The organism is Aeromonas sp. S13(2024), assembly GCF_041402405.1.
Lineage (GTDB): Bacteria > Pseudomonadota > Gammaproteobacteria > Enterobacterales > Aeromonadaceae > Aeromonas > Aeromonas veronii.
The window spans coordinates 117,079-143,060 of record NZ_JBGLRA010000004.1 but is presented as its reverse complement, the minus strand read 5'-3'; the positions used below and the strand labels follow the sequence as shown (position 1 = coordinate 143,060).

20 protein-coding genes and 1 pseudogene are annotated in these 25,982 nt (G+C 58.7%); 8 read left to right on the top strand and 13 right to left on the bottom strand.

The window, feature by feature from the left end:
- The first annotated feature begins 22 nt into the window (after positions 1 to 22).
- The 3 genes from rnhB to accA are packed head-to-tail and all read left to right on the top strand — an operon-like array spanning position 23 to position 5,097.
- Positions 23 to 613 (top strand): ribonuclease HII, encoded by a 591-nt coding sequence (gene rnhB, locus ACB042_RS08180; RefSeq protein WP_088869956.1) that lies wholly within the window; start codon positions 23 to 25, stop codon positions 611 to 613.
- A gap of 38 nt (positions 614 to 651) precedes the next feature.
- Positions 652 to 4,131 (top strand): DNA polymerase III subunit alpha, encoded by a 3,480-nt coding sequence (gene dnaE / locus ACB042_RS08175; protein ID WP_201937297.1) that lies wholly within the window; start codon positions 652 to 654, stop codon positions 4,129 to 4,131.
- A gap of 15 nt (positions 4,132 to 4,146) precedes the next feature.
- Positions 4,147 to 5,097 carry an acetyl-CoA carboxylase carboxyl transferase subunit alpha gene (gene accA, locus ACB042_RS08170; protein ID WP_005338549.1) on the top strand — a complete coding sequence of 317 codons (951 nt, stop codon included), beginning with the start codon at positions 4,147 to 4,149 and terminating at the stop codon, positions 5,095 to 5,097.
- 295 nt (positions 5,098 to 5,392) lie between these two features.
- On the opposite strand, the gene ACB042_RS08165 is transcribed toward accA, so the two are convergent.
- Both ACB042_RS08165 and tal read right to left on the bottom strand, forming a co-directional pair.
- On the bottom strand, positions 5,393 to 5,575 hold the full coding sequence (locus ACB042_RS08165) for a DUF3545 family protein (RefSeq protein ID WP_005338547.1): 183 nt from the start codon (positions 5,573 to 5,575) through the stop codon (positions 5,393 to 5,395).
- Positions 5,576 to 5,735: 160 nt separating this feature from the next.
- Complete coding sequence (tal, locus tag ACB042_RS08160) at positions 5,736 to 6,686, bottom strand: transaldolase (RefSeq protein WP_236381375.1); 951 nt, start codon at positions 6,684 to 6,686, stop codon at positions 5,736 to 5,738.
- A gap of 701 nt (positions 6,687 to 7,387) precedes the next feature.
- Here tal and ACB042_RS08155 point away from each other — a divergent pair.
- Positions 7,388 to 8,818 carry a sodium:alanine symporter family protein gene (locus ACB042_RS08155; RefSeq protein WP_013724018.1) on the top strand — a complete coding sequence of 477 codons (1,431 nt, stop codon included), beginning with the start codon at positions 7,388 to 7,390 and terminating at the stop codon, positions 8,816 to 8,818.
- 62 nt (positions 8,819 to 8,880) lie between these two features.
- On the opposite strand, the gene ACB042_RS08150 is transcribed toward ACB042_RS08155, so the two are convergent.
- Genes ACB042_RS08150 through ACB042_RS08140 form a run of 3 tightly spaced genes read right to left on the bottom strand, consistent with a single transcriptional unit; the run spans position 8,881 to position 12,807 of the window.
- Complete coding sequence (locus ACB042_RS08150; protein ID WP_371178215.1) at positions 8,881 to 10,896, bottom strand: transglutaminaseTgpA domain-containing protein; 2,016 nt, start codon at positions 10,894 to 10,896, stop codon at positions 8,881 to 8,883.
- Entirely contained in the window at positions 10,883 to 11,878 is a 996-nt protein-coding gene (locus tag ACB042_RS08145; RefSeq protein ID WP_129504554.1) for a DUF58 domain-containing protein, read from the bottom strand. Before ACB042_RS08145 ends, ACB042_RS08150 begins: the two co-directional genes overlap by 14 nt.
- The gene (locus tag ACB042_RS08140) at positions 11,878 to 12,807 is read right to left on the bottom strand and encodes an AAA family ATPase (protein ID WP_371178214.1); all 930 of its coding nucleotides are present in this window, start codon (positions 12,805 to 12,807) and stop codon (positions 11,878 to 11,880) included. The genes ACB042_RS08145 and ACB042_RS08140 overlap by 1 nt, the downstream gene beginning before the upstream one ends.
- 357 nt (positions 12,808 to 13,164) lie before the next feature.
- On the opposite strand from ACB042_RS08140, the pseudogene ACB042_RS08135 reads away from it, so the two are divergent.
- A pseudogene (locus ACB042_RS08135) lies at positions 13,165 to 13,488 on the top strand (MFS transporter); the annotation flags it as partial.
- Positions 13,489 to 14,293: 805 nt separating this feature from the next.
- Entirely contained in the window at positions 14,294 to 15,799 is a 1,506-nt protein-coding gene (gene dtpB, locus ACB042_RS08130; RefSeq protein ID WP_371178213.1) for a dipeptide/tripeptide permease DtpB, read from the top strand.
- Positions 15,800 to 15,859: 60 nt separating this feature from the next.
- On the opposite strand, the gene ruvX is transcribed toward dtpB, so the two are convergent.
- The 7 genes from ruvX to metK all read right to left on the bottom strand — a co-directional run bounded on the left by ruvX (position 15,860) and on the right by metK (position 21,522).
- Positions 15,860 to 16,282: a Holliday junction resolvase RuvX gene (gene ruvX / locus ACB042_RS08125; RefSeq protein WP_103251479.1), complete on the bottom strand. Its 423-nt coding sequence runs from the start codon at positions 16,280 to 16,282 to the stop codon at positions 15,860 to 15,862.
- A 43-nt stretch (positions 16,283 to 16,325) separates the two neighbouring features.
- On the bottom strand, positions 16,326 to 16,880 hold the full coding sequence (locus tag ACB042_RS08120; protein WP_005349793.1) for a YqgE/AlgH family protein: 555 nt from the start codon (positions 16,878 to 16,880) through the stop codon (positions 16,326 to 16,328).
- 201 nt (positions 16,881 to 17,081) lie between these two features.
- Positions 17,082 to 18,032, bottom strand: a complete 951-nt coding sequence (gene gshB / locus ACB042_RS08115; RefSeq protein ID WP_335843452.1) for a glutathione synthase — start codon at positions 18,030 to 18,032, stop codon at positions 17,082 to 17,084.
- Between the two features lie 114 nt (positions 18,033 to 18,146).
- Positions 18,147 to 18,878, bottom strand: a complete 732-nt coding sequence (rsmE, locus tag ACB042_RS08110; RefSeq protein ID WP_069556423.1) for a 16S rRNA (uracil(1498)-N(3))-methyltransferase — start codon at positions 18,876 to 18,878, stop codon at positions 18,147 to 18,149.
- A gap of 118 nt (positions 18,879 to 18,996) precedes the next feature.
- Positions 18,997 to 19,701 (bottom strand): endonuclease, encoded by a 705-nt coding sequence (locus ACB042_RS08105; RefSeq protein ID WP_193859543.1) that lies wholly within the window; start codon positions 19,699 to 19,701, stop codon positions 18,997 to 18,999.
- A gap of 73 nt (positions 19,702 to 19,774) precedes the next feature.
- Positions 19,775 to 20,302 carry a SprT family zinc-dependent metalloprotease gene (locus ACB042_RS08100; RefSeq protein WP_236295682.1) on the bottom strand — a complete coding sequence of 176 codons (528 nt, stop codon included), beginning with the start codon at positions 20,300 to 20,302 and terminating at the stop codon, positions 19,775 to 19,777.
- 68 nt (positions 20,303 to 20,370) lie between these two features.
- Positions 20,371 to 21,522, bottom strand: a complete 1,152-nt coding sequence (gene metK / locus ACB042_RS08095; protein ID WP_005338519.1) for a methionine adenosyltransferase — start codon at positions 21,520 to 21,522, stop codon at positions 20,371 to 20,373.
- Positions 21,523 to 21,871: 349 nt separating this feature from the next.
- Between metK and tkt the strand changes: the two genes are divergently transcribed.
- Both tkt and ACB042_RS08085 read left to right on the top strand, forming a co-directional pair.
- Positions 21,872 to 23,863 (top strand): transketolase, encoded by a 1,992-nt coding sequence (gene tkt / locus ACB042_RS08090; protein WP_005338517.1) that lies wholly within the window; start codon positions 21,872 to 21,874, stop codon positions 23,861 to 23,863.
- Positions 23,864 to 24,029: 166 nt separating this feature from the next.
- Positions 24,030 to 24,731 (top strand): hypothetical protein, encoded by a 702-nt coding sequence (locus ACB042_RS08085; RefSeq protein ID WP_371178212.1) that lies wholly within the window; start codon positions 24,030 to 24,032, stop codon positions 24,729 to 24,731.
- Positions 24,732 to 24,948: 217 nt separating this feature from the next.
- Here the strand turns inward: ACB042_RS08085 and ACB042_RS08080 are convergent, their stop codons facing one another.
- Positions 24,949 to 25,977 (bottom strand): NAD(P)H-quinone oxidoreductase, encoded by a 1,029-nt coding sequence (locus ACB042_RS08080; protein WP_371178211.1) that lies wholly within the window; start codon positions 25,975 to 25,977, stop codon positions 24,949 to 24,951.
- Positions 25,978 to 25,982: the final 5 nt, after the last annotated feature.

The following is a 25,982-nucleotide window of genomic DNA, read 5'->3' as shown; positions in this document are numbered from 1 at the left end:
TGTTTTGATTCAAGGCTACAAGATGATGATCGATATTCCTGACGACAAGCTGGTTGCCGGTGTGGACGAAGTGGGCCGTGGCCCCCTGGTGGGTGACGTGGTCACCGCTGCTGTCATTCTCGATCCCGCCAATCCGATCGCGGGGCTCAACGACTCCAAGAAGCTCTCCGAGAAGAAGCGCCTCGCCCTGTTTGACGAGATCAAAGAGAAGGCGCTCGCCTGGGCCATCGGTCGCGCCACTCCAGAGGAGATCGACGAACTCAACATCCTGCATGCCACCATGCTGGCGATGCAGCGCGCCGTGGCGGGACTGAAGGTCACCCCCGAGCTGGTCTTTATCGATGGCAACCGTTGCCCGGCATTGCCGATGGACGCGCGCGCCGTGGTCAAGGGCGATAGCTTGGTGGCCGCCATCAGTGCCGCTTCTATCCTCGCCAAGGTGACCCGCGATGCGGAGATGACCGAGCTGGACAGTCGCCATCCCGAGTATGGTTTTGCCCGCCACAAGGGCTATCCGACCGCCGAGCACCTCGCCATTCTGGCCGAGCGTGGCCCGTTGCCCGAATATCGCAAGAGCTTCAAACCGGTGCGCCGCGCACTGGGGATCGAGTAGACCATGCCATTTAGTTTGAGCAGCGAGAGGAGATGACGATGGCTGACCCCCGTTTTATCCACCTGCGAGTCCACTCCGACTTCTCAATGGTCGATGGCCTGCAGAAGATCAACCCCATCGTCGGGGCGGCTGCGGCCAACAACATGCCGGCGCTGGCGCTGACCGATCAGATGAACATGTGTGGTCTGGTGCGCTTCTATGGCGCCGCCCACGGCAAGGGGATCAAACCCATCGTCGGTGCCGACTTCTGGGTGCAGAGCGATGAGCTCGGCGACGAGCAGTTCCGTCTCACCCTGCTCGCCATGGATAACGACGGCTACCAGAACATCACCCTGCTTATTTCCCGCGGTTACCAGCGCGGCCATGTGCAAGGGCGTCCGGTTATCGACAAGAGCTGGCTCGCCGAGCATGCCAAGGGGGTGATCGTCCTCTCCGGTGGCCGCGAGGGGGATGTGGGCAAGTTCCTGCTCAAGGGCAACCGGCAGATGACCGAGCAGTGTGTCGCCTTCTATCAGACCCACTTCCCCGATGCCTACTATCTCGAACTGCTGCGCACCGGTCGACCCGACGAAGAGGTCTATCTGCACATGGCGGTGGCCATCGCTACCGAGTTCGAGCTGCCGGTGGTCGCCACCAACGAGGTGGTGTTCCTTAACGCCGATGACTTCGATGCACACGAGATCCGGGTTGCCATCCACGATGGCTATACCCTGATGGACAAACGCCGTCCCCGTCGCTACAGCCCCCAGCAGTACCTGCGCAGTCAGGAGGAGATGGCCGAGCTGTTTGCCGACATTCCCGAAGCGCTGGAAAACACGGTGGAGATCGCCAAGCGCTGCAACGTGACGGTGCGTCTCGGCGAATACTTCCTGCCCAACTTCCCGACCGGCGACATGACTACCGAAGATTTTCTGGTGGCCAAGTCGAAAGAGGGTCTGGAGGAGCGTCTCGAGTTCCTGTTCCCGGATCCGCAAGTGCGGGCCGAGCGACGTCCCGAGTATGACGAGCGTCTCGATGTTGAGCTGAAAGTGATCAACCAGATGGGCTTCCCGGGTTACTTCCTCATCGTGATGGAGTTTATCCAGTGGTCCAAGGACAACGGCATCCCCGTTGGCCCGGGCCGTGGTTCGGGTGCGGGCTCTCTGGTGGCCTACGCCCTCAAGATCACCGACCTCGACCCGCTGGAATTTGACCTGCTGTTCGAACGTTTCCTGAACCCCGAGCGGGTATCCATGCCCGACTTCGACGTCGACTTCTGCATGGATCGACGGGATGAGGTGATCGAGCACGTTTCCGATATGTATGGTCGGGAGGCGGTCTCCCAGATCATCACCTTCGGCAGCATGGCGGCCAAGGCGGTGGTGCGGGACGTGGGCCGGGTGCTGGGTCACGCTTACGGCTTTGTGGATCGCATCTCCAAGCTGATCCCGCCGGATCCGGGCATGACGCTTGCCAAGGCATTCGAGGCCGAGCCCAAGCTGCCCGAGCTCTACGAGCAGGATGAGGAGGTCAAAGACCTCATCGACATGGCCCGTCGCCTCGAAGGGGTGGTACGCAACGCCGGTAAACACGCCGGTGGCGTGGTGATCGCACCCACCAAGATCACCGACTTTGCGCCGCTCTACTGCGATGACGAAGGCCATCACCCGGTCACCCAGTTCGACAAGAACGACGTGGAGTACGCCGGTCTGGTGAAGTTCGACTTCCTCGGTCTGCGCACCCTCACCATCATCGACTGGGCGCTCGGCATGATAAACCCGCGTCTTGCCAAAGAGGGTAAGCCGCCGGTCGACATCGCCGCCATCCCCATCGATGACAAGAAGTCGTTTGACCTGCTGCAGCGCTACGAGACAACAGCGGTATTCCAGCTGGAATCCCGCGGCATGAAGGATCTCATCAAGCGACTGCGCCCCGACTGCTTCGAAGACATGATCGCACTGGTGGCCCTGTTCCGACCGGGCCCGCTCCAGTCAGGCATGGTGGATAACTTCATCGACCGCAAACACGGTAATGAAGCGATCTCCTATCCGGACGAGAAGTGGCAGCACGAGAGCCTGAAACCGATTCTGGAACCGACCTACGGCATCATCCTCTATCAGGAGCAGGTGATGCAGATCGCCCAGACCCTGGCGGGCTATACCCTGGGTGGCGCGGACATGCTGCGCCGGGCGATGGGTAAGAAAAAGCCCGAGGAGATGGCCAAGCAGCGAGCCGGTTTCGAGGAGGGTGCCGTCAAGAATGGCGTCGACGGCGAATTGGCGATGAAGATCTTCGATCTGGTGGAGAAGTTTGCGGGCTACGGCTTCAACAAATCCCACTCCGCCGCCTATGCGCTGGTCTCCTACCAGACCCTCTGGCTCAAGACCCACTTCCCGGCCGAGTTCATGGCGGCGGTGATGACCGCCGATATGGACAACACCGACAAGATCGTGACCCTGGTGGACGAGTGCCAGCGGATGGGGCTGACCGTGATCCCGCCGGATGTGAACACCGGCCGCTATCGCTTCTCGGTCAACGAAGATGGTCATATCGTCTACGGGATCGGGGCGGTGAAAGGGGTCGGTGAAGGCCCCATCGATGCGATCTTGAGCGCCCGGGATCAGGACGGCCCGTTCCGCGATCTGTTCGACTTCTGCAACCGGGTCGATATCAAGAAGCTCAACAAGCGGGTGATGGAGAAGTTGATCCTCTCCGGCGCCATGGATCGGCTCGGCCCCCACCGTGCCGCCCTGATGGCGACCCTGGAGGAGGCGATGCGTGCCGCCGAGCAGCACGCCAAGGCGCAGGCGGTGGGGCAGGTCGACATGTTCGGCGTGCTCACCGAAGAGATTGACGACGTCAAGAAGGCGTTTGCCAACGTGCCGCACTGGCCTGACAAGGTGTGGCTGGAAGGGGAGCGCGAGACCCTCGGGCTCTATCTCACCGGCCACCCCATCAACCAGTACAGCAGCGAATTGCGTCGTTATACCTCGGGTCGCCTGTGCGATCTGCATCCCACCTCCCGGGATACCGTAACCACGGCGGCGGGGCTGGTGATTGCGGCCCGCAGCATGGTGACCAAGCGTGGCAACAAGATGGGGATCTTCACTCTGGACGACCGTTCCGGTCGCCTCGATGTGACCCTGTTCAGTGAAGCGCTGGAAAAATATGAAGAATTGATGCAAAAAGACCGCATTTTGGTGGTTTCTGGACAGGTCAGCTTTGATGACTTCTCCGGTGGCCTTAAAATGTCGGCTCGAGAATTACTGGATATCAACGATGCGAGGGAGCGTTTTGCCAGAGCAATCCGCATCTCCCTCGATGAACAGCGGATTGATGATCGCTTTTTCCCGCGTTTGTGCGAGATTTTGGAGCCCGCCCGTGCCGGAGTCTGTCCGGTTCAGGTAAACTATCGTCGCCCCGGCTCCCGGGTGCGATTGACGCTCGGTACCGAGTGGCGGGTGACGCCCACCGATCAACTGATAGATGACTTGCGAGTCCTGCTTGGACGAGAGCGGGTTGAATTGGTTTTTGATTAGAGGTTCTAAGGCCCTATGAGTCTTTTTCTGGATTTTGAACAGCCGATTGCCGAGTTGCAGGCGCAGATTGATGAACTCAAACATGTGAGTGAAGGCAATCACGCCGTGGATCTGAAAGACGAGATCCGCCGGCTGGAGAAGAAAAACGAAGAGCTGACCAAGAAGATCTTCGGTGATCTGGGTGCCTGGCAGGTATCCCAGATGGCGCGTCATCCCCAGCGCCCCTACACCTTTGACTATATCGAGCATATCTTCACCGATTTCGACGAGTTGGCTGGCGATCGCGCCTATGCCGATGACAAGGCTATCGTCGGCGGCATCGCCCGTCTCGACGGTGAGCCGGTGATGGTGATTGGTCACCAGAAGGGTCGCGAGACCAAAGAGAAGATCAAGCGCAACTTCGGTATGCCGCGTCCGGAAGGGTACCGCAAGGCCCTGCGTCTGATGGAGATGGCCGAGCGCTTCAAGATGCCGATCATCACCTTTATCGATACCCCGGGCGCTTACCCTGGCGTCGGTGCCGAAGAGCGTGGCCAGTCCGAGGCGATTGCCCGCAACCTGAAAGTGATGGCCGGTCTGACCGTACCCGTGGTCTGCACCGTGATCGGTGAGGGTGGCTCCGGCGGCGCACTGGCTATCGGCGTGGGCGACCGCGTCAACATGCTGCAGTACTCCACCTACTCCGTCATCTCGCCGGAAGGGTGTGCCTCCATCCTGTGGAAGAGCGCTGACAAGGCCTCCGTAGCTGCCGAAGCGATGGGTATCACTGCCCAGCGTCTGAAAGAGCTCAAGCTGATCGACCACGTGATCGACGAGCCCCTCGGCGGTGCTCACCGCGATGTGGAGAAGATGGCCAAAAACCTCAAGGCTCGCATCAAGCAGGATCTGGACGCCCTGCGTCCGCTCGATACCGAGCAACTGCTGGAGCAGCGCTACCAGCGTCTGCTGGGCTACGGCTACTGCTAAGCGCAGCCGTCAATCCCGAGTATTCAGGCCCCTGTCATCGACGGGGGTTTTTTATTGCTGATGACCTGTCTTGCGATGTTTGCGCCAACGCGCCCTGAAACGGCGCCGCTCACTCTTCGCGGGTGAGGGGCAGGGTTGGTATGCCACGCCGTTGGTGAGGGCTGTCAGGGACTGCGGCAACGCGTTGCATCCTGTGGCATCGTTAGCGGTGGCATGACAAGCCGCTTGATCATCCGATAGCGGCATAAAAAAGCGCCCCGACTATGCGGAGCGCTTTTACAGGTGTCTGGCAGTATTACAGTTCAATCTCGTCTGTAAGACCTTCATAGGCGATATCGATGGATTGCAGCTCCTTCTGCAGGCGGTGCTTGTCTTTCAACGCCTCGATTTCACGCCATTTACGTTTTTTTCCCGTTGTCCCGCGGCTACGCGAACCGAGTTCAACCACCTCGTCATAATCGAAGTTGAACATTTCCATGGCTCCCTCCTTGGTTTTTATCGTTTTCACCACCCGTATAACATAACGAATCTGAAATTAAAACGTTTTCGTGACGACTCTATGACAGCGCTAAAAAAGCCCATGAAAAAAAACCGGGCCCCTTGGTGGGGGCCCGGTTTTTATCAGAAAAAAGAACTGATTACAGGCGGCTTGCCAGCATGGTTTCCAGCTTGCCCTGGTCGATGGCAAACATGCGGATACCTTCGCCCAGCTTCTCGTGAGCCATGGCGTCCTGGTTCAGTTCCCAGCGGAATTCGGTTTCGGTCATCGGAGTCGGTTTGGCCTTGCGCTCACCGGTGTAGTCCAGTTTGCGTACCACGGCGCCTTCGGTCTTGCTCAGCTCTTCCAGCAGGGCCGGACCAATGGTCAGGCGGTCGCAACCAGCCAGTTCCAGGATCTCGCCAGTATTGCGGAAGCTGGCGCCCATCACGACAGTCGGGTAGTCGTGCTGCTTGTAGTAGTTGTAGATGGAGGTGACGGAGACCACGCCCGGATCTTCGCTGGCGGTGTAGTCACGGTTGTGCTTGGCCTTGTACCAGTCGAGGATGCGGCCTACGAACGGGGAGATCAGGAAGGCACCGGCTTCGGCACAGGCACGGGCCTGGGCGAAGGAGAACAGCAGGGTCAGGTTGCACTGGATACCCTCTTTCTCCAGAACCTCGGCGGCACGGATCCCTTCCCAGGTGGAGGCCAGCTTGATCAGAATGCGGTCGTTGCTGATACCCGCTTCGTTGTAGAGACGGATCAGCTTGCGGGCCTTGGCGATGCTGGCTTCGGTATCGAAGGAGAGGCGGGCATCCACTTCGGTAGAGATGCGGCCAGGAACGATCTTCAGCACTTCCAGACCGATGTTGACGGCCAGTTTGTCGCCCGCGTCGATGATTTGCTGTGCCTTGTCCTGGCTCTGGGCTTTGGCCCACTTGATGGCGTCTTCGATCAGCGGAGCGTACTCGGGGATCTCGGAGGCCTTCAGAACCAGAGAGGGGTTGGTGGTGGCATCGATGGGCTGATAGCGTTTGATGGCTTCGATATCACCGGTGTCGGCAACAACAGTGGTCAGGGCTTTCAGCTGGGTTAATTTATCGGCCATAGCGAATATCATCTCTTAATGAGGGAGTAATCCCTGGGTTGCGGGCTTGAGACGGTGGTTCTGAAATAAAATTACAGGATCTTGGTGCCTCAGGCTCAGAAAAGCGCGATGGGGGCGGCCCATCGTCATTGCCTGCCTAATTAATACTGATGTGCTGCATCCTGCAATAGGGGCGCTTGGTTGTTAAACATTCAGGCTGTTGAGTCATCCCGTTTTATGGCTTGAAACTATATGATTAGTAAGGTTTTTTACATTTCCTCCCGACCTCGCTCCGGTTTGCTTTCAGCTGAACTTTTTTAGCCAATATCTATATTTGTGTCGTCGATCACATAAATTATCTCGCTACGTACTTGAAATTTAATTACAGCGAAAACGTTTGGCGAAATGTCTCCGTTTGAAAGCCATTTCATGCAAGCGTTTGCGTTTTCGCATAGCTCATCAGGGATATATCAAAAAGGTTCTCTTATGGGGCTTAATGGTGGCCTGTCTGATTGAATTATTGAGTTTGTTGAAAGTTTGCGATTTAAATGGAGCTTTATGGGCTTTTACCGTTCGTTTTTTGTGTCTCGCGTGACCGGGATCACTATTCCGGGCTCTCCCGCTGTGCTAGATTCCGCCCCTTTAGCGAAACGCTAATTAAACGACAGACAGAAAACGGTCAGCGCAGACTGACCATGGATGTGAATAACAACGAGAGAATTATGGACACCTTGATTGCGATGCTAAACGACCTGATGTGGGGAGCCGTGCTCATCTACCTGCTCATCGGGGTCGGTATCTTTTTCACCTTCCGCCTGGGTTTTATCCAGATCCGTCACTTTGGCCACATGTTTTCCGTGCTGAAAAACAGTCGTAAATCGGACAACGCGGGCATCTCCTCCTTCCAGGCCCTCTGTACCAGCCTTGCCGCCCGTGTCGGCACCGGCAACCTGGCCGGTGTGGCTGTCGCCATCTATCTGGGTGGCCCCGGCGCCATCTTCTGGATGTGGCTGATTGCCTTTATCGGTATGGCGACCGCCTTCGTCGAAAGCACCCTGGCCCAGCTCTACAAGGTCAAGGATGAGGATGGCAACTACCGTGGTGGCCCGGCCTACTACATGGAGAAAGGCCTTGGCATGCGCTGGATGGGGGTGGTGTTTTCGCTCTGCCTGATCCTGGCATTTGGTCTGGTGTTCAACGCGGTGCAGGCCAACTCCATCAGTCTGGCGATGAAGGTGGCGTTTGGCATTCCTGACTGGGTCAGCGGTCTGGCGCTGGTGGCGCTCTCCGGCCTGATTATCTTCGGCGGCATTCGTGGCATCGCCCGTTTTGCCGAGCTGGTGGTGCCCTTTATGGCACTGGCTTATATCCTGCTGGCGCTGGTGATCGTGGCGATGAACATCACCGAGTTGCCCCATGTCTTCATGCTGATCATCAAGTCCGCCTTCGGGATTGAGCAGGCTGGATCGGGTGCACTCGGTTATGCCATCTCCCAGGCGATGATCAACGGTATCAAGCGCGGTCTCTTCTCCAACGAAGCAGGGATGGGCTCTGCGCCCAACGCCGCGGCGACTGCCACTCCCTATCCGCCGCACCCGGCCTCCCAGGGTTATGTGCAGATGCTGGGGGTCTTTATGGACACCATCGTCATCTGCAGCTGTACCGCCGCCATCATCCTGATGTCCGGTCAGTTCGAGCCGGGTTCCGGCGTGACCGGTGTCGAGCTTACCCAGCGGGCGCTCTCCTCCCAGATTGGCAGCGGTGGCAACATCTTCATTGCGGCGGCCATCTTCTTCTTCGCCTTCACCTCTATCGTGGCGAACTACTCCTATGCCGAGACCAATCTGGTGTTCCTCGAGCACAACCACAAGGGCGGCCTGATGCTGTTCCGGGTGTTCGTACTGGGGATGGTGATGTTCGGCGCCGTGGGTGAGTTGCCGATTGTGTGGGCCATGGCGGATGTCTCCATGGGTCTGATGGCCATCGTCAACCTGGTGGCTATCCTGCTGCTCTCCAGCGTCGCCATCAAGCTGGCCAAGGATTACAACGACCAGCTCCGGCTGGGCAAGGTGCCCACCTTCGATGCCAACAAATACCCCGAGATCCGCTCCCAGCTGGAAGAGGGGATCTGGGACAATCCGACCAAAAAATAACAAGCGGTGAGTCAAACCTCTTGATGAAAACCTGAAGGGGGAGCCGGTGGCTCCCCCTTCTTTTATCGCGCACTCGTTGGCTGTTGATCCCAGCGCTGGGCGAGCTGTCTGACACGCCGTTGCAACTGGCGCCAGCAGCGCCCTTGTTGCCGGTCGTTGAGGGGGGCATAACGCCAGCGACGATAGAGCCACGCACTCTTTAGCAGGGAGTGGGCAAGGTCGGGACGCAGCCGCGCCAGTCGCTCGCACCATGCCCCCATGCTCTCGGCGGGCTCAGGGGAATTGCCACTGCGTTTGCCCCGTTTGAGCAAGGGCCGCCAGATACCCCGCTCTGGTGGCTGACGGGCGGGCAACAGCAGGGGCAGGCTCACCAGCAGGGCGACCAGCATCAGGCTGGCGAGGATTAACCAGGGCGTGTGCCCGGCCAGAGCTGGCCAGCGCAGGCCGATTTGCTGCCAGAGCTGGCCAGCATCGTAACCAATCACCCTGCGACTCCATTGGTAGTCGATATTGTTGCCCCACCAGCGCAGCTGATTGAGCAGGGCCCAGTTGCGATAACGCTGCAAAGCGAGCGGGTCGGCGGCGGTAAACTCGTCGCTCAGGGCCTCCCTCACGCCGCCTTCAATGCGCTCCGGTGCCACTGCCGCCGTGGGGTCGATTCGTCGCCATAAGCCCCCTTCATCGAGATACTCCACCCAGGCGTGAGCATCGAACTGGTGTACCGCCAGATAGTTGCCCGTGGGATTCCACTCGCCGCCGAGATAACCGGTGACCAGCCGTGCCGGAATACCGGCGGCGCGCAGCACGAAAGCGGTCGCCATGGCGTAGTGGCCGCAAAAGCCCTGCTTGGTATCGAACAGAAACCCATCCACCCCGTCACTGCCAAGTCGTGGTGGGGTCAGGGTGTAGTAATAGGATTGGCTGCGAAACTGCGCGAGCAGGGCGGCGACCAGCGCGCTGCGATCCGGATAGCGTGCCGCAAGCTCTTGGCCATAGGCTCGCGCTCTTGGGTTGCCCCCGCCAGGCAGTTGCAGGTTGCGCTGGGCGGCTTGGTAGTCGTCCTCTGGCTGCGCTTCGCCGCGGCCAATGCGATAGCGGATCGCCACCTCGCCGCTTCCCTGACGATAGAGGGTGTCGAGAGGGGTAAGCAGCACCGGACCCGCCAGCAGGCGCGGTTCACTCAGGGCAAAGGCCCAGCGGTGGCGCTGGGGCTCGGCAATCACCTCGTAGCTCCCGGCGGGTAACGGACTATCTGCCAGTTGAGTGTTGGCCTGCGAAGAGGATGCCAGAAGCGTTAGCCCGGTCTGCACCGGCACTGTCTGCTGCCATGCTTTGACCTCGGGGCTCAGCAACCAGCGCTGGCCATCGAAAATTTCTTGGCGCATCACCGGAAAATAGCGCTCGCGGACAGGGGGCGGGCCATCGGCAAAAGTGACCCGAAACGCCAGTTCGGAGGAGTTGACCAGTTCGCTGATATCGCCGGGGGCCAGCTCTTCCGAGAGGCCCGACAGGGCACGGCTGGTGGTGGGCATCTGCCAGAGGGGCGGGAGTCTTGGCAGCAGCAAAAACAAAGTGATAAGCAGGGGAAGCGCCAGCAGCAGGATACCCCCCGCACTGCGCCATGGCCTTTTCTGTTCGGGGGCGATGGCGGCCACCAGCGCGGTCACTGCCAGCCAGAGCGCTACTGTCATTCCGGCCGTCCAGCCGATGCTCTGTCGCTGCACCAGCGCCAGCGCGATAAGAAAGAAGGCGAGCAGCAGCACCAGCTCGATATCCCGCTCGCGCCGTACCTCGATCATCTTGAGGCTATAGCCGAGCCAGAGCAGATTGATCAGGGCGGGCAGGGTGCCCAAGCCACGCCACTGTAGTCCCAGCAACAGCAAAGTGGTGATGGCCAGCAGCGCCAACCCGCGGGCAGGGAGGGGCGGCCAGCCACGCCACAGCATCATGGCCCGGATGCCGAGGGTGATGGCGCCCACTGTCACTACCCAGAGTTGCAACTGGGGCCAGAGCGCCGCGACCAGCAGCAGCTGTTGCAGGGCGATGAGTGGCAACAGACGGCGGTTATTTAGCAGCATCCTGCGTGCTCTTCGGTGGTATTGCATCGAACTGGGCAAGTGCCAGCAGGCAGCGCTGCACAAAGGCGGCGCCGCTATCGGGCCCCAGCGTCTGGTTTGCCAGTGTCAGGGTAAAGGGGATGCCCCGCTTGCCGTAATCGGCGCACCACCAGGCCAGCACCGCCAGCCGCTGCTCCAGATCCCCGCCCGCGACCCGCTGCAAGGTGAGGTGAGTGTCATCCTGCTGCGGTTCATGAAACTGCTTGGTCAGCAGGCCGCGCCCTTGGGCAAGTTGCTTCCAGGCGACCCGGCTCAGTGGTTCACCGGCCTGATGTGTCCGCAGGGTATCAAAGTCACCGAGGGGCGCTGGAGCTGGCTGGCCCTGATGTCTTTCGCTTTCGGTCGCATGTTCCCCTCTTAGCGCCCCGAACGCCGCTTTGGGGGAAAGCCAGCCCTCCAGCTGCAAGTCCAGCAGGGACCAGCAGCGAAACAGACCGAGGGGGTAGCGGCTCTCGACCCGCAATCGACCAAGGTGCAGTGGCCCACGGCGCGAGCCCGATACTGGCAGGATAACTGTGCTGGGCACAGCATCGGCCTGTGCCAGCCAGAGGGTGCCTTCGTTGAGGCTAAAGTGAAGTGCCTGCACCGGGCGCGGGCTCTGCACCAAGATACGGATAGGCAGCTGGCTACCCGCTTCCCCGAGCATCAGCGGGCCCCCCAGTAGCTCCAGCCCCAGCAGATTGCGGTGGGTGAGCCACATGGCTGCCATAAACAGGCTGCCGAGGCAGTAGGCTACCAGCAGTACCAGATTGTTCTGGTAGTTGGTGCCTAGCAGATAGATGGCGAGCAGCACCAGCAGATAGAGCAGCCCCATGCGGGTGGGGAGGATAAAGAGGCTGCGGGTACCCAGCGTGATCTGGCGGGCCGGGGGAATGCGGCGGTCGAGCCAGCGTCGTTGCCAGCGGGCTCGCCACTGCTGCAAGCGGTCAAGCAATTTGCTCATCAGGGATTGTCCGGATCGACCCGGGCCAGCAATCGCTGGCTAAGGGGACAGGCTTCGCCGTGCTGTACGCCAAAGCTGCCCCGCAGCCGATGCTCGGCCACATAGGGGAAGACTGCCTGCACATCCTCCACCGTGACAAAGCGCCGCCCCGCCACCAGCGCCCAGGCCCGGCTCACCGCCAGCAAGGTCTGGGCTGCCCGGGGGGAGAGGGGCTGTGGCAGCTCCCCATCAAAGCGGCTCTGGTGCACCAGTGCCAGCAGGTAGTCGAGGGTGGCATCCGAAACATGGATGGCATCCCCTTCGCTTTGCAAGGTGGCGAGTCCGGCAGCATCCAGCATGGCGGGTAATGGGCCAGTCGGTTGGTGGCCCCGCAGTAGCTGGCGCTCCGCCTCTCGCGGCGGAAAACCCAGCGAGAGTCGCACGGCGAAGCGGTCGAGCTGGGACTCCGGCAGCGGATAGGTGCCCGCCTGATCCGCCGGATTCTGGGTGGCGATGACGAAAAATGGATCGGGGAGTGGGTGCGTGTGGCCCTCGATGCTCACCTTGCCCTCGGCCATCGCCTCCAGCAGGGCGCTCTGCACTTTGGGGCTGGCACGGTTGATCTCGTCCGCCAGCAGCACCTGGGTGAAGATGGGGCCGGGGTGAAAGCGAAATATTTGCTGCTGGGGGTCAAAAATCTGCAGCCCCAGCAGGTCGGCGGGGAGCAGATCGGCGGTGAACTGCATCCGCCTGCATGCCAGCCCCAGTACCTGTGCCAGCGCGTGGGCCAGGGTGGTTTTACCCATGCCGGGCAGATCCTCGATCAGCAGATGACCGCGCGCCAGCAGGGTCACCAGCGCGATTTTCAGTTGCAGCGGCTTGCCCAGAATGACTTGCTCCAGTGCTGCCAGCAGCCCGGCAATCTGCTCTTCTCTCTTCATTCCCTTCATACACATTCCCTGTATTGCGTCGCACCTACAGCTTATACGCCAGCAAGGGCCAAGGCAGATAACAGACGGGCGGTAAAAGTGCTGCGCAGGGATGGCTATGAGCGGGAGGTGACCCGGTTTATTACTGTCTCTGGTCGATTCAATATGGCCGCTTAGGCACGCAACTTAATAGAATATTTCCTGATTGGAATGTACCGAACGCCATCTCTTCACTAGGTGAGAGCGGTTGGCGCTCATATAGTTGCCCCCATTGCGACGCGCTGCGTTGTTGCCTTTGTGGCCATCTTGGCCCCGCCACTGTTCGCCTGTCGCTGTGATCTGGCAGGCATCGGCACGCCAATCTGTAATGGAGCATCCATGCCTGTTTTCCTGTTGTGCACTTTTATGATGATCATCCTCTATCCGGTCGGGATCGATCTCTATCTGGTCGCTGTGCCCCAGATTGCCGATACCCTGCAGGCGAGCGAGGCGCAGATCCACACCGCCTTCTCCATCTATCTGTTTGGCATGGCGGCCACCGTGCTGCTGGGCGGGATGATTGCCGATCGCTTCGGGCGGCGCTGGGTGGTGCTCGGGGGGGCGCTGATTTTTGTCCTCGCCTCGCTGGTGGCGGGTCATGCCGAAGGGATCACCCAGTTCTACCTCGGCCGTTTCTGGCAGGGGGTCGGGGCCAGTGCGCTGAGGGGAATAAGTATCAAGGTTGAATCAGGATGCCAAGGTGATGTGGCTGCGCAACGAGATCCGGCGACTCTACAACGACGAATCGCCACGCTAATGTGGCCGTGATGGTGCCTATCGATGAGCCGGAGCCATCAGCTCCGGCTGTTTGTTGTCGCATCGCCCGGATGAGTGGGCTTTGGCACGACTTAAGTGCCGAGCTCGGGTTCAGCTGTGTGTCATTCAACTCTCTTCATGCACAGATTAGCCTTGGTTGCACGTCTCGAGTGAAGCTCTTTTCACGAAAAAAATTCATGTGGTTTCATTAGAAAACTTCACTAATGGTCACTTTTGAAGTGTGATCGACCATTAAGTTCCTGTATTTGCAGTGATATAGCATGACACCCCTTGGAATGGCGGGGTTAGATAGCGCCTGTGCAGTGTGATAGCCAGTAGAGCGCGGAGTGAGCCAGCCCCACAGGTCGTCTGTGGCCGTGTCATGCCCCGGCTATCTGGCCACCAACCATGAGTGACGGAGCAGAGGGTAATAAGCATCAAGGTTGATAAACCGGCTTGAGTGAAGGGATGCAGCAAAGGTAGAACCCGGAGTCGGTAACTGTACCGGGAGATGCCACTCACCATCCCCCGATAACCCGTAATTGAAACCGGCTAGATGAAAAACACCTTTCATCGAACGGGGCGCGTGCACCCGAAAATAGCCAGATTGGCAGGCTGACGGCACTCCCCGTTATGGCAATGGCGGGCAAAAAAATAGTGCGGTAGCCACCACCAGATTAATAAAAATAAATCTCAGCAAAGGCAGGTTGATATGCGTCCAGCAACAGCACCGACCGGGTTGTTACAACAGCCCAAACCCTTCTTTATGATATTTTTCGTCGAACTCTGGGAGCGCTTCGGTTATTACGGCGTGCAGGGGATATTGGCGGTCTTCTTTGTACAGCAACTGGGATTTTCCCAAGAGCAATCCTTTATTACTTTCGGTGCCTTCTCGGCGTTGGTATATGGTCTGATCTCGGTCGGTGGCTATGTCGGTGACCATGTACTCGGGACCAAGCGCACCATGGTGCTGGGGGCCGTAGTGCTGGTGGTCGGTTATTTTATGACCGGCCTGTCGATCTACAATCCCGACCTGATTTTCTATGCGCTGGGCACCATCGCGGTCGGTAACTGCCTGTTCAAGGCCAATCCGGCCAGCCTGCTGTCAAAATGCTACCAGCCAAAAGATCCGCGGCTGGATGGGGCGTTTACCCTGTTCTATATGTCGATCAATATCGGCTCCCTTATTTCCCTCTCGCTCGCGCCGGTGATTGCCGATCACTACGGCTATACAGTGACCTATAACCTGTGCGGGGTGGGGCTGATTATTGCGCTGCTCACCTTCTTTGCCTGTCGCAATATGGTCAAGGATATTGGCTCCGAGCCGGATCACCTGCCACTTAATTACAGCAAGCTGCTGCTGGTTATATTGGGTTCGGTAGCCATGGTCTTCTTCTGCGCCTGGCTGATGCACCACGTGGTGATCGCCAACATGGTGCTGATGACGGTGACCATCGCCGTGGTGATCTTCTTCTTTCGCGAGGCGTTCAGGCTCGATACCGTGGGCCGCAACAAGATGTATGTGGCCTTCGTGCTGATGCTGGAGGCGGTGCTCTTCTATGTGCTGTATGCCCAGATGCCGACGTCTCTGAACTTCTTTGCCATCAACAACATGCACCACGAAATGCTGGGCGTCAGCGTCAACCCCATCAGCTTCCAGGCGCTCAACCCCTTCTGGGTGGTGGTGGGTAGCCCGGTACTCGCGATGATCTATACCCGAATGGGCAGCAAGGGGCGGGATCTCACCATGCCGCTCAAGTTCACTCTCGGGATGTTCTTCTGCTCGCTGGGCTTTCTGACGGCGGCGGCATCCGGCTGGTGGTTTGCCGATGAGCAGGGGCTTACCTCCCTCTGGTTTATGGTGCTTATCTACCTGTTCCAGAGTCTGGGCGAGCTGATGATCAGTGCGCTGGGGCTGGCGATGGTCGCCGCGCTGGTGCCACAACGCCTGATGGGCTTCATTCTCGGAATGTGGTTCCTGACTCAAGCGATGGCGTCCCTGCTGGGTGGCTATGTGGCGACCTTTACCGCCGTGCCGCAAGGGATGACGGATCCGCTGCAAACCTTGCCGATCTACACCGGCGTATTTGGCAAGATCGGGATGGCGACCCTGCTGATTGCGGTAGTGATGGGGCTGATGGTGCCCTGGCTCAACCGGATGATGAATGCGACGCCGACAGAGGCCGAGGGGCTGGTCGCGGGTCAATCACAGGCGTAATGAGGGGAGGATAGTGCGAGACAAGGCAAGGGCGGCGACCCTTGCCTTGCTGTTGATGATTTAGATGTACTGCTCTTCCATCCAGGCTTCGACGATCAGCTGCGCCGATACGCCGTCCACACTGCCTTTTTCCAGCGCGCGATAGCCGCCCCGTTCAAACAGGCGGGCGCGGGCATCTGTGGTGGTGAGTCGCTCATCCTTGAACTCCACCGGCTTGCCGAAACGGCCATGCAGCCGGTTGCCGAATTTGCGGGCCCGTACCGTGATCTCCTGATCGGTGCCATCCATGTTCAGCGGCAGGCCGACCACCAGCAGGTCCGGTTGCCACTCCTTGAGCAGCTTCTCAATCTCGTCCCAGTTGGGGATGCCGTCGTTGGCCTTGAGGGCGCGCAGAGGCTGGGCTGTGCCAGTCAGCTCCTGACCGATGGCGACGCCAATGCTCTTGGTGCCATAGTCAAAGCCCATGATGCTGCGTGATGACATAACTGATAAATCCTCGAAATAGAGAGCGGAGCGGGCCAGCCGATCAGCTGTGGCCGATATCGCTGGAGAGGTGAACCGGGTTCACCCCTATGCTGGCGGCAGCTTGCTGCCAACGTTTGTGAATGGGGGTCTTGAACACCAGAGCCGGATTGGGGGGGATCACCAGCCAGGCGCCATCCACCAGCTCCTGCTCCAGCTGCCCGGCGCTCCAGCCGGCATAGCCAAGGGCCACCAGCCAATGGGCAGGGGCCTCGCTCGTACCCAGAGTTTCCAGAATATCCTTGGAGGTGGTCACCATCATCTCATCCCCCACCTGCAGGGTGGAGTTGAAACCGGGGCGGAAGCTGTGCAGCACGAAGCCGCGATCGGCGTGAACCGGCCCCCCTTGCAGCACCGGCTGCTTGAGCTCCGGGTTGTTTGGCGGGTTGAGCTGGAGCTGGGTCAGCATGGTTTCCAGCGACATCTCGACTGGAATGTTGACGACCAGTCCCATGGCGCCCTCTTCGTTGTGCTCGCACAGATAGACCAGCGAGCGCTCGAAGTAGGGATCCGTCAGGCTTGGCATGGCAAGCAGGAAGTGATTTTGCAGTGTTTGCATAGAGGCCAAATAGTGCAAAGGTATTTGAGGTCAATTATGGCAGTTGATCCCAATGGGAAAAACCGCTTTTTGGGCTGGGCGAGATCCCGCCCCTTTCCGGATCGCCTTGAAACAGAGAGGGTGGCGCCGGGCCACCCTCTCTTTTTCAGGGCTTGTCGGGGGCGGGTTACCCCTGAACAGGCCGGTTAGCCTGCCAGGCGATTATTTGCCCAGCCGACGCTCGATGGCATCCATCAGCATGCCGGTGATGTGTACATCGAAGGCCGCTTCAATCTCGCGAATGCAGGTCGGGCTGGTGACGTTAATCTCGGTCAGGCGGTCGCCGATGATATCGAGGCCAACGAAGATAAGCCCCTTCTCTTTTAACGTCGGGCCCACAGCGCGGGCAATAGCCCAGTCAGCTTCGCTCAGGGGGCGGGCCTCACCACGGCCACCGGCCGCCAGATTGCCACGGGTTTCGCCTTGCGCCGGAATACGGGCCAGACAGTAGGGTACCGGTTCACCGTCCACCACCAGCACCCGCTTGTCGCCATCCTTGATGGCGGGCAGATAGGTCTGCGCCATGCAGTACTGGCTGCCGTGGGCAGTCAGGGTCTCGATAATCACGCCGACGTTGGCGTCATCTTCTTTCATGCGGAAGATGGAGGCGCCGCCCATGCCGTCCAAGGGCTTCAAGATCACGTCTTTGTGCTTCGCGTGGAAGGCGCGCAGCTTGTCGGCGCGGCGGGTCACCAGCGTGGTCGGGGTGTGCTCGGCAAACCAGGCGGTGTAGAGCTTCTCGTTGGCGTCGCGCAGGCTCTGTGGCTTGTTGACGATAAGGCAACCCTCATCCTCGGCCCGCTCCAGCATGTAGGTGGCGTAGATAAATTCGGTGTCGAACGGCGGATCCTTGCGCATCAGGATCACATCGAGGTTGGAGAGGGACTGATCCACCACCTCGCCCAGGGTGTACCAGTTGGCGTAGTCATATTTGACGGTGAGCGGGCGCATGGTGCCAAAGGCGCGACCGGCTTCCATGTAGAGATCCTTCATCTCCAGATAGAAGAGCTCATAGCCGCGCTTTTGCGCCTCTTCGAGCATGGCAAAGCTGGAATCTTTCTTGATGTTGATGGCCGAGATGGGGTCCATCACGATGCCGAGTTTAATGGTCATCCGCTGTTCCTTTTTAATGGCTCGATAGGATTGTAGGGTCGATTAGCGCAGCGTAATCGTCCGCTTGCGGCTGCGTCGATGCAGCCATGGGGCTGATTGATGCGGCCGATAGTATCAAGCGAGATCGCCAAAGCGGCACTGCAGCGCAGTAATCGCAGTCAGGGCGGCGGTTTCGGTACGCAGCACCCGCGGCCCCAGCAGCATCTCTTTGAAATCTTCCTGCACGGTACGGGCGATCTCGTCGCTCGACAAGCCCCCTTCCGGGCCAATCAGCAGGCGCACGCCGTGCTCGGGAACGGGCAGGGTGTTGATGCTGTACTCGGCGCGCGGGTGCAGGTTGAGCTTGAGCTCCTTGGTTTCTTCCGCCAGCCAGGCGTCCAGCTCCATCGGCATGCGCACCTCTGGCACCACGTTGCGGCCGCACTGTTCGCAGGCGCTGATCACCACCTTCTGCCACTGCTCGCGCTTCTTCTCCAGCCGATCGGCCGGCAGCTTGACGCCGCAGCGCTCGGAGAAGAGCGGGGTGATGCAGGTGACGCCCAGCTCCACCGATTTCTGGATGGTGAAGTCCATCTTGTCGCCACGGCTGATCACTTGACCGAGGTGAATGGCCAGCGGTGACTCCACCGATTGGACGTCGCAGCGGTCGATGGTCACTTCCACCGACTTTTTGCCGACGCTGGCGATGGTGGCGGGATATTGATTGCCATCGCCGTTGAACAGCTCGAGCTGCTGGCCCGGCTGCATGCGCAGTACCCGGCCGATATGGTTGGCGCCGTCTTCCGACAGGGCGATGGTCTGGCCAACTTGCAGGGTGGCCGGTTCATAGATACGTGGAATGCGCATGGCTGCTTGTCAGTCTCTTGCTTGGAAACCCTTTATATCCTGCGCCGAGCAAGGCTCACGCGGCAGTGGGTAAGGGTTTCATGATAGGAGGGGCGATCCCCTCCCTGGTCAAATGGGGTTATTGGCACTGCTTTTCAATAAAGGGATTGGTATTGCCCTGCAGCTTGCCGATGCGGCGATTGCGCTCGCACTCCCAGCCCTCTGCCGGGTACTGGCGATCCCAAGCTTCAAACAGTTTACGCTGTTGCGCTGCCAGACGCAGCCCATACTGCTGGCTCATGTAGAGGTAGGCGCGGGCAATCTGGCCCCGCACCGGCCCCTTGGGCGGCTGCACCCGACGATCCTTGAAATCCACCAGCATCTGGCACTGGCCGTACTGATCCGGCTTGCCGTTCCAGTCGGAGAAGCGGTAATTGGCCCGATCGCCGTTCACCTCGCCAATGGCGGGGAAGAGGTTGTGCATGTCCCCCTCCATCTTGTTGAACTCGGGGCTCACCTTCTCGCAGTTTTTGCGACCGCCATCCTGCCAGCATTGCAGCTGGTGGCCGAACTCCCAGGCCGGGACCACGTGTTCCCACTCGATGCGGGCGGCGCGCTTGGCCTGCTTGCGCGGCTCATAGCCGCAACTGGCGAGATCCGGGCTCATCTTCTTGCCCTGATAGTCGATGTCACAGCCGCAGTAGAAGGTGGTGACCGCAGGCTGGCTGCGGTAGAGCTTCACCAGATCTTGCTTGGCTTCGCGAAAGGTCTGGGCGTGCAGGGGGGCGCTGAGCAGCGGCAAACCGGCCAGCAGGGTCAGGGCGAGGGAGGAGATGAAACGCATGAGATTCCTTGCAAACGGGGTGATTGACGAACGATGGCGGGCACCCTACCACAGGGGCGCGACACAAGTTGGCTTACAGCTCTGGCTCCGGCCGTTCCCGCTCCAGCGGCTGTTTGCAGCGACGACAGTGATAGCGGGCCTCGCCACGCACCACCTTGTTGTGGCGGCGAATAGAGAGCTGATGCTGCTGGCAGTGACAGCGATAGGGCACGGTGCGCTGGGCCAGTACCGCCAGATCGAAGCTGTGGGTAGTTCTGGGCTCAAGGCCGAACACCTCCCGCATCACCGACTGCCACTGGCGGCCGTGGGGCAAGACCCGGCTTTTGCCGCGACCTTCACCCCACAGGGCGTGTACCAGCAGATGGGCCACCTCGTGGGGCACCACCTCATCCAGAAACGCCTGCTGGTTGGCCTGATAGAGGGCGGGATTGAAGCGCAGCTCCCAGGTTTGCAGCCGCGCCGATCCCGCCGCCCGGCCCCGCATATTGCAGTAGATCCGCGGGCGTGGGAAGGTGCGGCCAAGGCGCGCCTCGGCCTGCACAAAGCAGGCTTCTACGCGTTGTTGCAGCAGGGCGACAAGCTGGGCAGGGGTAGCAGACATCAACATCTCGTCAAATGGCGGATAAGCAAAAGGGGAGCCAGGCTCCCCTTTTATCACAACAGCGAGCCTTACAGGCCAGCGGCGGAACGCAGCAGTTCGGCCTTGTCGGTCTGCTCCCACGGGAACTCGTCGCGACCGAAGTGACCGTAGGCAGCGGTAGCCTGGTAGATCGGACGCTTCAGATCCAGCATTTCGATCAGGCCATACGGGCGCAGTTCGAAGTGCTCGCGCACCAGTTTGACCAGCAGCTCTTCGGCGACCTTGGCAGTACCGAAGGTCTCGACGCTGATGGAGGTCGGCTCGGCCACGCCGATGGCGTAGGAGATCTGGATTTCACAGCGATCGGCCAGACCGGCGGCCACGATGTTTTTGGCAACGTAGCGGGCGGCGTAAGCAGCGGAGCGGTCAACCTTGGACGGATCCTTACCGGAGAAGGCGCCACCACCGTGACGGGCCATGCCGCCGTAGGTGTCGACGATGATCTTGCGACCGGTCAGACCGCAGTCACCCATCGGGCCGCCGATAACGAAACGGCCGGTCGGGTTGATGAAGTATTTGGTGTCCTTGTTGACCCACTCGGCCGGCAGCACCGGCTTGATGATCTCTTCGCGTACCGCTTCAACCAGATCCTTGTGGCTGATGGATTCGGCGTGCTGGGTAGACAGCACAACGGCATCCACACCGATGATCTTGCCTGCGTCGTCGTAGGCAAAGGTCAGCTGGCTCTTGGCATCCGGACGCAGCCACGGCAGGGTGCCGTTCTTGCGCACTTCAGCCTGACGCTTCACCAGCAGGTGAGAGTAGGTGATGGGGGCCGGCATCAGCACGTCGGTTTCGTTGGTGGCGTAGCCGAACATCAGGCCCTGGTCGCCAGCGCCCTGCTCCAGAGGATCGCTGCGGTCAACGCCCTGGTTGATGTCCGGGGACTGCTTGCCGATGGCGTTCAGCACGGCGCAGGAGTCAGCGTCGAAGCCCATGTCGGAGTGGGTGTAGCCGATTTCACGTACGGTATCACGCACGATCTCTTCGATATCAACCCAGGCAGAGGTGGTTACTTCGCCGGCCACCATGACCATACCGGTCTTGACCAGGGTCTCACAGGCGACACGTGCCTTGGTATCTTGCTTGAGGATGGCGTCCAGTACCGCATCGGAGATCTGGTCCGCAATCTTGTCGGGATGGCCTTCGGAGACCGACTCGGAAGTAAACAGCTTTGCCATGATAAGAGTCTCAGCTTGTCTGGGTTATCGCCACGGCAATAACCGGATGAATGGGATGGTGTAGAGGTATCTACATCTGGACGTCTATTTTAATTAGCGACCCCCCCGATTGCCAGCACTATTTTGTCGCGCAGTGTCCAATGGGTCACAAGCGGTGCTCTCCTATCCCGAAAGGGATGGAAATCAAACGTTTTTCTCTGGTTGCTTTGGTCAATAGAGGGCAAGAAAAGCGATTGTCCTCCCAAAGCCACTTTATTCATCCAGATAATATTTGCACGCCGCGCGCCCTGCTGGGACAATAACGCGCCTTAATCTTGGCCATCAAATGAAGCAATCGCAGGAGATTCAGATGCCTTCTCGTAAAGAGCTTGCCAATGCCATTCGTGCATTGAGTATGGATGCCGTTCAAAAAGCCAACTCCGGTCACCCGGGCGCCCCCATGGGAATGGCGGATATCGCCGAAGTGCTGTGGCGTAGCCACCTCAGACATAACCCGAACAACCCCAAGTGGGCCGACCGCGACCGTTTCATTCTCTCCAACGGCCACGGTTCCATGCTGCTGTACTCCCTGCTGCACCTCTCCGGTTATGACCTCTCCATCGACGATCTGAAAAACTTCCGCCAACTGCACTCTCGCACCCCGGGTCACCCGGAGTACGGCTATGCACCGGGCGTTGAAACCACCACTGGCCCGCTGGGTCAGGGCATCACCAACGCCGTTGGTATGGCGATCGCCGAAAAAGCCATGGCTGAGCAGTTCAACCAGCCGGGCCACGATATCGTTGACCACTACACCTACGCCTTTATGGGCGACGGCTGCCTGATGGAAGGTATCTCCCACGAGGCTTGCTCCCTGGCAGGTACCCTGCAACTGGGCAAGCTGATCGCGTTCTGGGATGACAACGGTATCTCCATCGACGGTCACGTAGAAGGCTGGTTCACCGACGACACCGTCAAGCGTTTCGAAGCTTACGGCTGGCACGTAATCCCGGCTGTTGACGGTCACAGCCCGGAAGCCATCAATGCCGCCATCGAAGCCGCCAAGGCCGAGACCGGCAAGCCGACTCTGATCTGCTGCCGCACCATCATCGGTTACGGTTCCCCGAACAAATCCGGTTCTCACGACTGCCACGGCTCACCGCTGGGCAACGACGAGATCGCCGCTGCTCGTGCCTTCCTGAAGTGGGACCACGCGCCGTTCGTTATCCCGGCCGACATCGCTGCCGAGTGGAACGCTCAGGAGAAGGGCGCTGCACTGGAAGCCGACTGGGCTGCCAAGTTCGCTGCCTATGAAGCCGCTCACCCGACTCTGGCTGCCGAATTCAAGCGCCGTACCGCTGGCGAACTGCCGGCCAACTGGGCTGCCGAATCCGCCAAGATCATCGAAACCCTGCAAGCCAACCCGGCCAAGATTGCTACCCGTAAAGCGTCCCAGAACTCTCTGGAAGCGTTCGGCAAGCTGCTGCCGGAGTTCATGGGCGGCTCCGCTGACCTGGCGCCGTCCAACCTGACCATGTGGTCCGGCTCCAAGTCCCTGACCAACGACGATGCCTCCGGCAACTACATCCACTACGGTGTACGCGAGTTCGGCATGTCCGCCATCATGAACGGTATCGCCCTGCACGGTGGTTTCATCCCCTACGGCGCTACCTTCCTGATGTTTATGGAGTATGCCCGCAACGCCCTGCGCATGGCCGCCCTGATGAAGCAGCGCGCCATCTTCGTTTACACCCACGACTCCATCGGTCTGGGTGAAGATGGCCCGACTCACCAGCCGGTTGAGCAGATCGCCTCCCTGCGTCTGACCCCGAACATGAGCACCTGGCGTCCGTGTGACCAGGTTGAATCTGCCATCGCCTGGAAACACGCCATCGAGCGTACCGATGGCCCGACCTCTCTGATCTTCTCTCGTCAGAACCTGGCCCAGATGGACCGTACCGCCCAGCAGCTGGCCGATACCGCCAAGGGTGGCTACGTGCTGAAGGATTGCGCCGGTACTCCGGAGCTGATCCTGATCGCCACCGGTTCCGAAGTGGAACTGGCCGTTGCCGCCTATGAGCAGCTGACTGCCAAGGGCCGTGCCGTGCGCGTGGTCTCTCTGCCGTCTACCGACGTGTTCGACGCCCAGTCTGCCGAGTACAAGGAGTCCGTCCTGCCGTCTTCCGTCACCAAGCGTGTGGCCATCGAAGCCGGCATCGCCGACTACTGGTACAAGTACGTCGGTTTCGGCGGCAAGATCATCGGTATGACCACCTTCGGTGAGTCCGCACCGGCCGAGCTGCTGTTCAAGGAATTCGGCTTTACCGTGGAAAACGTGGTTGCGACCGCAGAGTCCCTGTAATAGCTAATTGCTTTGTATAGAACTGAAAAGCGCCTCCCTAGGGAGGCGCTTTTTTATTTTATAATTATTGTTGTAAATAAACAGCTGGTTTATTTACAACAATAATTGACTTGTGTGACAATAATCGGGGTGGTTATTAGAGAGTTTTCTTGGCGTGAAATCATCAATGATCGATATATTAAGTATGCTTGGTTCCTGGGTGTCAGGAATCGGTACGGTATCTGCTGTTTTGTATGCGATGGATATAAACAAGCCGCGGGTAAAAGCTCTTGTTAGTGATATTAAGTTCAATGATGAAGGTGATTTTACTATTGATATATACAATGAAAGAGCAATGTCGGCACATATATCTCATATACGATTAATTCCTGCATGGTCAATGAAACATAGAAAAACTAAAAAAACTAGGTTCAGTGAAAATTCAATAATAAAAGGATCTAGCAAAAAACAATATGAGCGGCTTGATATTGAAGTGCAACCTGGTATGTACCAACAAATTAATTTATCTGCGTCATCCTTATTAAAAGCATATTGTGAGTTTTGTCCAATATCTAGAGCTGATAAGATGATGAGGATGACTAAGGCTCGTTTAGCTATATACCTAACTACTGGGTCGGTCTGTTATGTAGACTTACCAAAATCACAGTATCAAAAAATTAAAAATGCTATGTTTTTACCAGTTGAACAACGAGTAGATAGTTATACAGCGATCGACTTTCATTGGAATTTTCCATCCGATTATACTGAGGAGCATAAGGATAGTATATATAAAAGAGAACTTGATGAGTTTGAGCGGGCATCAAGACGTCATAAATACATTTTGTTACCGTTTGGTATATCAAAGGATGATTTTTGGAATAACAGATAATTTAATGTGATTTTATGTGTTGAGATTTTTCGATAGAGACTCTGTTCGCTATTTAAGTCAAAGGCATAAAGATAATGCCAATTATTCTATGTAAAATAGACCGGTCAGTAGCCGGTCTGTTTTCATTCAGTCCATATTTACCTTTACGTGTGCTTAATAGCCGTAAAACACACATCTATCGTAAGATTAGGACGTTTTTAAATATCGCTGGCCTTTATCAATCTGACGACAACGGCGCCATGGTTAATACCAGCTTGCCTATATGGCGGCCTGAATCCAGCAAATGGTGGGCTGCGGCGGCCTCATGCAGCGGGAAGGTCTGGTAAACCTGCGGTTTGACCTCACCGCGTTCGATAAATGGCCAGACATGAGTTTGCAGTTGGGCAATCAGCTCGGCTTTTTCCTGCGGGGTACGCGAGCGCAGGGTGGAGCCGATATGGGTCAGTCGCTTTTGCAGCATGGGAAACAGATCCAGATTGGGGGCGGCGCCCGCAATAATGCCGATCTGGACTATGCGGCCATTGATGGCGGCCGCCGCATAGTTGCGCGCGACATACTCCCCGCCAATGATATCGAGAATGATGTCGGCGCCATGGCCATCGGTGGCTGCATGCACGGCCTCGACAAAATCCTCCTCCTTGTAGAGTACGGCCACATCCGCGCCCAGCTTGATGCTGGCGGCCTGCTGCTCGGGTGAGCCGACCGTGGTGATGATTTTGGCGGCGCCAAATGCCTTGGCCAGCATGGTGGCGGTCGTGCCGATGCCGGAGGCGCCGCCATGGATCAAGATAATGTCCCCTTTTTTGAACTGACCCCGTTCAAACATATTTGACCAGACCGTCATAAAGGTTTCCGGCAGTGCCGCGGCTTCGACAAAGCTCAATCCGGGCGGCAGGGGCAGGACATTGCTCTGGTGGGCGACGCTGTATTCGGCATAGCCGCCACCCGAAATCAGCGCGGCGACCTTGTCGCCAACCTTGAGATGCTCCACCTGCTCCCCCTTGGCGACCACGACCCCGGCGACCTCCAGCCCGGGAATATCCGATGCCCCTGCCGGAGGCGGGTAGAGCCCTTTGCGCTGCATCACATCCGGCCCATTGATGCCGGTCGCATAGTGCCGGATCAAAACCTCATCGGGCTTGGGCGTTGGTGTGGCGCGGGTGGTCAGTTGCAAGACATCGGGGCCACCTGGTTGGGTAATTTCTACCGCGCTCATGGTGGCGGGAATGGAATAGGCGTTATGCATCAGCG

Bases quoted from the DNA above. Each gene is read 5' to 3' on its own strand.
- ACB042_RS08105 (WP_193859543.1), bottom strand. From the start codon at position 19,701: ATGCGTTTCATCTCCTCCCTCGCCCTGACCCTGCTGGCCGGTTTGCCG.
- ACB042_RS08080 (WP_371178211.1), bottom strand. From the start codon at position 25,977: ATGCATAACGCCTATTCCATTCCCGCCACCATGAGCGCGGTAGAAATT.
- accA (WP_005338549.1), top strand. From the start codon at position 4,147: ATGAGTCTTTTTCTGGATTTTGAACAGCCGATTGCCGAGTTGCAGGCG.
- ACB042_RS08140 (WP_371178214.1), bottom strand. From the start codon at position 12,807: ATGAAGGGAATGAAGAGAGAAGAGCAGATTGCCGGGCTGCTGGCAGCA.
- rnhB (WP_088869956.1), top strand. From the start codon at position 23: ATGATGATCGATATTCCTGACGACAAGCTGGTTGCCGGTGTGGACGAA.
- ACB042_RS08085 (WP_371178212.1), top strand. From the start codon at position 24,030: ATGATCGATATATTAAGTATGCTTGGTTCCTGGGTGTCAGGAATCGGT.
- metK (WP_005338519.1), bottom strand. From the start codon at position 21,522: ATGGCAAAGCTGTTTACTTCCGAGTCGGTCTCCGAAGGCCATCCCGAC.
- ACB042_RS08100 (WP_236295682.1), bottom strand. From the start codon at position 20,302: ATGTCTGCTACCCCTGCCCAGCTTGTCGCCCTGCTGCAACAACGCGTA.
- ruvX (WP_103251479.1), bottom strand. From the start codon at position 16,282: ATGTCATCACGCAGCATCATGGGCTTTGACTATGGCACCAAGAGCATT.
- ACB042_RS08120 (WP_005349793.1), bottom strand. From the start codon at position 16,880: ATGCAAACACTGCAAAATCACTTCCTGCTTGCCATGCCAAGCCTGACG.
- rsmE (WP_069556423.1), bottom strand. From the start codon at position 18,878: ATGCGCATTCCACGTATCTATGAACCGGCCACCCTGCAAGTTGGCCAG.
- gshB (WP_335843452.1), bottom strand. From the start codon at position 18,032: ATGACCATTAAACTCGGCATCGTGATGGACCCCATCTCGGCCATCAAC.
- ACB042_RS08145 (WP_129504554.1), bottom strand. From the start codon at position 11,878: ATGAGCAAATTGCTTGACCGCTTGCAGCAGTGGCGAGCCCGCTGGCAA.
- tal (WP_236381375.1), bottom strand. From the start codon at position 6,686: ATGGCCGATAAATTAACCCAGCTGAAAGCCCTGACCACTGTTGTTGCC.
- dnaE (WP_201937297.1), top strand. From the start codon at position 652: ATGGCTGACCCCCGTTTTATCCACCTGCGAGTCCACTCCGACTTCTCA.
- dtpB (WP_371178213.1), top strand. From the start codon at position 14,294: ATGCGTCCAGCAACAGCACCGACCGGGTTGTTACAACAGCCCAAACCC.
- ACB042_RS08165 (WP_005338547.1), bottom strand. From the start codon at position 5,575: ATGGAAATGTTCAACTTCGATTATGACGAGGTGGTTGAACTCGGTTCG.
- ACB042_RS08150 (WP_371178215.1), bottom strand. From the start codon at position 10,896: ATGCTGCTAAATAACCGCCGTCTGTTGCCACTCATCGCCCTGCAACAG.
- ACB042_RS08155 (WP_013724018.1), top strand. From the start codon at position 7,388: ATGGACACCTTGATTGCGATGCTAAACGACCTGATGTGGGGAGCCGTG.
- tkt (WP_005338517.1), top strand. From the start codon at position 21,872: ATGCCTTCTCGTAAAGAGCTTGCCAATGCCATTCGTGCATTGAGTATG.